The following is a 5,850-nucleotide window of genomic DNA, read 5'->3' on the forward strand; positions in this document are numbered from 1 at the left end:
CGACACGATCAGCGTTCTCAAGGTCGGCTGAGACGACAGCGGGTGGGTGCGATGTCCATGGGGGGCTGGATCGCCCTGGCGATCACCGTCTTCGGCGCGGCCAGTTACGCGGCCGCGTCGCTGCTGCAGGCCGTCGCGGCGCGCAAGAGCGTGAGCACCGCCGCGACCATGAAACACCCGCTCTATCTGGCCGGCATCGGCTGCGACGTCATGGCCTGGGTCGGCTCGATGATCGCCCTGCGCGAGCTCGCCGTCTACCTGGTCGAGTCGGTGCTCGCCGGCTCGCTCGCCCTGACCGTCATCGGCGCCCGCCTGATCCTCAAGTCGCACCTGCGCCGCCGGGACATCGTCGCGGTCGTCGTCTCCATCTCGGCGCTCGCCGTCCTGGCCTCCTCCGCCGGCCCGCAGCACGGCGTCGAGCTGACCCCGCAGCTGCGCTTCACTCTCTGCTCGGCCGCGATCACAATGGTCCTCTTCGGCTGGGGCGCGGCCCGCGCCGGCGCCCCCGCCGGCCTGGTCGCCGCGATGGGCGGCCTCTGCCTCGGCGGCGCCGCCCTCACCGGCCGGGCCCTCGGCGAGGTCACCGGGGGAGCGGTGGGCATCCTCACCGAGCCGCTCACGGCGGCGGTCCTGGTCTTCGCCGCGACCGGCATGATGCTGTACGCCCACGCGTTGCAGAACGGCCAGGTCGGCCCGGTCACGGCCGTCCACTGGAGCGCCGAGGTGCTGGCCCCCTCGGCGGTGGCGTTGCTGCTGCTCGGCGACACCGTGCGCCCCGGCTGGGAAGGGATCGCCCTGGTGGCCGGGCTGGTCACCGCGATGTCCGCCGTCGTCCTGGCCTCGGCGCCCGGCACGAGCGCGGCCGCCCTGCCCGCCGAGGCCACCAGCGTGCCCGGCACGGTCTCGATCGACCTCGAACCGAAGTGGACCGTGCCGTCCGGCGAGCCGATCCGCGTCGCACGCCCCGCGACCCGCCCGTCCGTGCCGCTGCCCCGCCCCGCCACGCCCCCGGTCGCCCGAGCCGCCGACCGCATCGTCTGGTGGGGCCCGCCCCCGATCTGGCGCCCCCCGGCCCGCGCCGCGGCGGAGCTGGCCGCCGCCCCACGCCCGGCCGAGCTGACCACGGGCGTCCCGCAGGTCCAAGCCCTCGGCACACAGCCCTGGCTCCCGGACGCCGACGTCACCGAAGCGCCCGCCACCGAGCCGATCCCGGCCTGGATGCTCGCCGGCACGTACCCGCAGGAGCCCCTCCCCGAGCGCGAGGCCATCCGCCCTCAACCGTGGAGCGCCCAGTAGCCGACTGCTTCGTCGAGTGACTAGATGGCATTGAGCTAGGTTCCAGGGATGATCGAGCCGATGAAGGTTCACGCCTCGGCCTTGGCGTTACACTTGCTGCAGCTGGTTCAGATGGAGCAGTTGGAGCAAACCATGAGTGATCTTCTGTCGCGTGATGCGGATGCCCTCCACCGTGCGCTCGACAAGGCCGGCGACGAGGTGCGGGTGAAGCTGTCGAGAGAGACGGCCGAGCTGGTGTCTCGCTGGATCGACGCACGGACGCGCGGTGAGGAGGTCCTGATCTCGCCGGGTAACGCCGAGGTCACCCCGACCGAGGCGGCGGTGCTGCTGAGCATGTCGCGCCCTCAGGTTCGCAAGCTCATGGATCGCGGCCTGCTGGAGTTCCGCAAAGTGGGCACGCACCATCGCGTCCGAGTCTCGTCGATCAGAGCCTTCCTCGAAGCAGAGCGCCCCCGTCGGCGTGAAGCCCTCGCCGACCTGGCCGCGCTGCAGAACGAATTCGGCCTGACGGAATGAGCCGCGGGCCACGCCGGACCGACGACGAGTCGGACAGCGTGCTTGTCGTTCTCGCAGATGCGAACGTCTTGTACTCCCGCGTCCTTCGCGATTACCTGCTCTATGCGGCTGATCAGAAAGTCATCGCGATCGCGTGGAGCCCAAGCATCCTGCCCGAGGTCACCGAGCACCTCGAACGCAACGTGGCCGGCTTCGACGTCGCGGCGGGCCGGCGGCTGACCCTCGCGATGAATCGTGCCTTTCCCTTCGCCGGGATCGAGCCGAGCGCAGAGCATCAGCGTCTGCTGGACGAGTTGCTCACTGCGCGGGTGCTTCCTGACGAAGGCGACCGCCACGTTCTGGTCGCCGTGGTCGCTTCCGAGGCGACCGTGCTCTGCACCTCCATCACCAAGGATTTTCCCGCTGACATCATGGAAATCCTCCACGTCGAAGTGCTTACTCCGGACGAACTGTTCAGTCGGCTCATCGCCGAGTTCGAGCTGCGGATGCTTGCCGCACATCGGGCCGCGGTGACGTCATTGAAGGGAGCCACCGACCGGTCGACGATCGAGGCTCTGCACCGAGCAGGAGCCACGACAACGGCTGGCTTGATGAGTCGACTGCTGCTTTCGTGAAGGTTGTGTGCAGGGTCGGCGGGATGACGAGCGTGCGGCGGGCCGGGGTGCCACCCTCGGCGCCATGGATCTGATTGTCACGCTCACGGCCGTGTTCACGCTGGCCGCCGGTGTTGTGAGCTACCTGGTCGCGCGGCGGGATCTGCGGCCCGGGCCGGCTGGTGCCGTAGCTGTGGTGGCGGGGCTGTGCACCGGGCTCGGTTTCCTGTTCACCGTCTACCTGGCAGTTGTCGCGTACGTGGGCTCGGTCGTGGTGTGGCTTGTCGCCCGGCGGTTCCTGCGCAAGCCCGGGTCGGCGCTGGTTGTCGCCGCGGGGGTCTTTGCTGTGGGGCTTGCGGGGTCGGTGACAGTGATGAGCGTCGCGCTCAGCAACATGTAAAGTCCGTCCTCTGGTCGGTGATCCGAGGGGGTCCGGGTGCGGCGAAGCGGGCGGGCCGTTGCCGTCGTGGCGGTGGTGGCCCTGGCGGCTGCCCCGGCGATCGCGGTGCCCCTGCTCGCGTCGGCGGCGTTGGAGGAGGCGCGGCTCGTTGTCGGTCCGTCGGCGGACGGCACGGTCTCGCGGGTTGCCCAGGACGGCGACACGAGTGCCGCGTCGACGTTGACCACGTGTCCGGCGCTGTGCGAGGGCAATCCGCAGGGCGAGCGGGATGCCGCCGTGACCTTCCAGATCAACGGCCTTCCGCGTACGGCCGGAGTGGTCGAGGCGCGTCTGCGGCTCTACTCGTGGCAGGCCTTCGACGCGGCGACCACTGTCCACGCCGGTGGGCAGGAGCTGGACCGGGCGGCCGGCGTGACGGCCGGCTACAACGAGTGGGACGTGTCGCGGGCGGTGGCCGGCAACGGGACGTACACGTTCACCGTGCGGCAGGCGGACTACGGGAGCCGGATCTACTGGGCGTCCGCGGAGAACAAGAGCCCGGCGATCCGCCCCGAGCTGGTTTTGTCGTATAAATCGGACAGTGCCGCACCGCCCTCGTCGCCGTCGCCGTCGGCGATGCCGTCGCCTCCGGTCCCGGCTTGGCGGCTCGCCTGGGCGGACGAGTTCGACGGCACAGCGCTGGACGCGGGCGCCTGGGTCGCCAAGGACAACACCAGCGTGGACTACGACCGCGCCTGCCTCACCGCCGCCCCGGACACCGTCTTCGTCGGCGGGGGAATGCTCACCCTCCGCGCCCAGCGCCGCCCGGCCACCTGCGGCGCCGAGGCCCGCGGCTACACGAGCGCCTACCTGACGACCGAGGGCCGGAAGTCCTTCCAGTACGGCCGCTTCGAGGTCCGGGCCAAGTCGCCGACCGGCCCCGAGGGCTCGACCGGGCTGTGGCCGGCCTTCTGGCTGCGCCCCGACGACGGCGGCCACGGCGAGATCGACGTGGTCGAGCTGCCCGGCGGCGCCCAGTACCACCAGGCCGCGACCCAATCCATCTTCTACGACTACACACCGGTCAAACAGGACAACCGCTCGCCCTTCCCGGTGGGCCACGCGGCGGACGGCTTCCACACCTACACCACCGAGTGGGAGCCGGGCGTCCTCCGCTGGTACATCGACGGCGTCCCCGTCTGGCAACGCGACCGCACGACGACCCCGTGGTTCGACGAGGTGTTCACCAAGCCGTACCACCTCCGCCTCAACTTCCAGGTGGGCGGCTGGCTCGGCGACCCGGACGCGGCCACCCGCTTCCCGGCCGACTTCCAGGTGGACTACGTACGCGTCTGGCAGCGCTGAAAGCGGCCCCTGAGCAGGCGTTCCAAAAGCAAGCTGAACGTTACTCAAGAATCACCTAAGGTCGTGCTAAGGTTCCGAAGTCCTCAGTGGCTTGGCGGCCTCGCTGGGACCGTTATCTCGTCGGACAAGACATCGGCGGCATCCCCCACCGGGCTCCTCACCCCCGGTCCGTCGTGCTACCCGCGAAAGGGCGCCAGCCGCTCATGACGCAATCCCTCACGCCCGCTCAGTACGCCACTGTGCCCATCCACCAGCTCTCCACCCGGCCGAACTGGCAGCGGAAGTACTTCGTGGCCATTCTGCTCACCGACATCGCCGGCGCGGTGATCGCCGGTCTGCTCGCGATGCAGTTGCGCTTCGGCGGCGACTTCGCCATCGCGGACTGGTACTACGCGGCGCTCAGCTCGCTGCTGCCGCTGGGCTGGGTGCTCATGCTGCTGCTCAACCACGCGTACGACGACCGCTTCCTCTTCGTCGGCAACGAGGAGTACCAGCGGGTGCTGCGCGCCGCGCTCGCCCTCACCGCCACGATCGCCGTCCTCGCCTACGGGCTCAACGCCGACGTGGCCCGGGGGTACGTCACGCTGGCCATCCCGATCGCGACCGTGCTCGGTGTCGCGGGGCGCTACCTGCACCGGTCCATGCTGCACCGCGCGTGGGCCAAGGGGCGCTGCCTGCGTCGCGTGCTCGTCGTCGGCCACGCCGCGTCGGTGGCCGGGCTGACCGGGCAGCTGCGGCACGAGCGCTATCACGGGCTGGAGGTCGTGGCGGCGTGCGTGCCGTCGGCGGACAGGGTGCCGCCGGTGTTGCGTACCGTGCCGGTGGTCGAGGGTCTGGACCTGGCCGCCGAGACCGCGCGGGTGGTCGGCGCGGACACCGTGATGGTGCTGGCCGGCCCGGACGTGGACGGCCCGACCGTGCGGCGGCTGGCCTGGCAGCTGGAGCCGCAGGACATCGACATGATCCTGGCCAGCGCCCTGCTCGACGTCGGCGGCGCGCGCACCTCGATCCGGCCCATCGACGGCCTGCCGATGCTGCACGTCGAGCACCCGCGGCTGAGCGGGCCGCGCTGGCTGCTCAAGGGGCTGTTCGACCGGTTCGCGGCGGCGTTCGCGCTGCTGCTGCTGGCGCCGCTGCTCGCGGTGTGCGCGCTGGCGATCCGGCTCGACCGGCAGGCGCCCGGCCCGGCGTTGTTCAAGCAGACGCGGGTGGGGCGGCACGGGCGGCAGTTCACGATCTACAAGTTCCGGACGATGCGGACCAACGCCGAGGACCTGCTGGCCGAGCTGCGGTCGCTCAACGACAACGACGGCGTGCTGTTCAAGCTGCGCCGCGACCCGCGGGTGAGCCGGGTGGGCCGGATCCTGCGCCGCTACTCGCTGGACGAGCTGCCGCAGCTGCTCAACGTGCTGCGCGGCGAGATGTCGATGGTCGGCCCGCGCCCGCCGCTGCCCTCGGAGGTCGCGGCCTATCCGGAGGACATGCGCCGCCGGCTCGTGGTCAAGCCGGGGCTCACCGGGCTGTGGCAGGTCTCCGGGCGCTCCGACCTGGCCTGGGACGAGGCGATGCGGCTCGACCTGCGCTACGTCGAGAACTGGTCGCTCACCCTCGACATGATCATCATCCTGCGGACGGGATCGGCGGTCCTGCGGGCCAGCGGGGCCTACTAGATCCCGCGGCGGCGCTTGCGCGGGCCGTCGC

The 5,850-nt window shown here is 70.9% G+C and carries 6 protein-coding genes; all 6 read left to right on the top strand.

The features are described from left to right. Positions 1-57: 57 nt before the first annotated feature. The 6 genes from RBH18_RS42770 to RBH18_RS42795 all read left to right on the top strand — a co-directional run bounded on the left by RBH18_RS42770 (position 58) and on the right by RBH18_RS42795 (position 5,819). On the top strand, positions 58-1,296 hold the full coding sequence (locus tag RBH18_RS42770) for a hypothetical protein (RefSeq protein WP_306216248.1): 1,239 nt from the start codon (positions 58-60) through the stop codon (positions 1,294-1,296). 48 nt (positions 1,297-1,344) lie between these two features. Continuing rightward, positions 1,345-1,812, top strand: a complete 468-nt coding sequence (locus tag RBH18_RS42775; RefSeq protein WP_306216249.1) for a helix-turn-helix domain-containing protein — start codon at positions 1,345-1,347, stop codon at positions 1,810-1,812. A gap of 38 nt (positions 1,813-1,850) precedes the next feature. After that, complete coding sequence (locus RBH18_RS42780; RefSeq protein ID WP_306216250.1) at positions 1,851-2,426, top strand: PIN domain-containing protein; 576 nt, start codon at positions 1,851-1,853, stop codon at positions 2,424-2,426. A 64-nt stretch (positions 2,427-2,490) separates the two neighbouring features. Next, the gene (locus RBH18_RS42785) at positions 2,491-2,805 is read left to right on the top strand and encodes a hypothetical protein (RefSeq protein WP_306216251.1); all 315 of its coding nucleotides are present in this window, start codon (positions 2,491-2,493) and stop codon (positions 2,803-2,805) included. A 36-nt stretch (positions 2,806-2,841) separates the two neighbouring features. Continuing rightward, positions 2,842-4,149 carry a glycoside hydrolase family 16 protein gene (locus RBH18_RS42790; RefSeq protein ID WP_306216253.1) on the top strand — a complete coding sequence of 436 codons (1,308 nt, stop codon included), beginning with the start codon at positions 2,842-2,844 and terminating at the stop codon, positions 4,147-4,149. Between the two features lie 203 nt (positions 4,150-4,352). Further along, positions 4,353-5,819: a sugar transferase gene (locus tag RBH18_RS42795; RefSeq protein WP_306216255.1), complete on the top strand. Its 1,467-nt coding sequence runs from the start codon at positions 4,353-4,355 to the stop codon at positions 5,817-5,819. Positions 5,820-5,850: the final 31 nt, after the last annotated feature.

Source organism: Actinoplanes oryzae, assembly GCF_030757795.1.
In the GTDB taxonomy this organism is placed as follows: Bacteria; Actinomycetota; Actinomycetes; order Mycobacteriales; family Micromonosporaceae; genus Actinoplanes.

Coding starts and splice junctions, on each gene's coding strand:
- RBH18_RS42785 (WP_306216251.1), top strand. CDS start 2,491: ATGGATCTGATTGTCACGCTCACGGCCGTGTTCACGCTGGCCGCCGGT.
- RBH18_RS42795 (WP_306216255.1), top strand. CDS start 4,353: ATGACGCAATCCCTCACGCCCGCTCAGTACGCCACTGTGCCCATCCAC.
- RBH18_RS42775 (WP_306216249.1), top strand. CDS start 1,345: ATGATCGAGCCGATGAAGGTTCACGCCTCGGCCTTGGCGTTACACTTG.
- RBH18_RS42770 (WP_306216248.1), top strand. CDS start 58: ATGGGGGGCTGGATCGCCCTGGCGATCACCGTCTTCGGCGCGGCCAGT.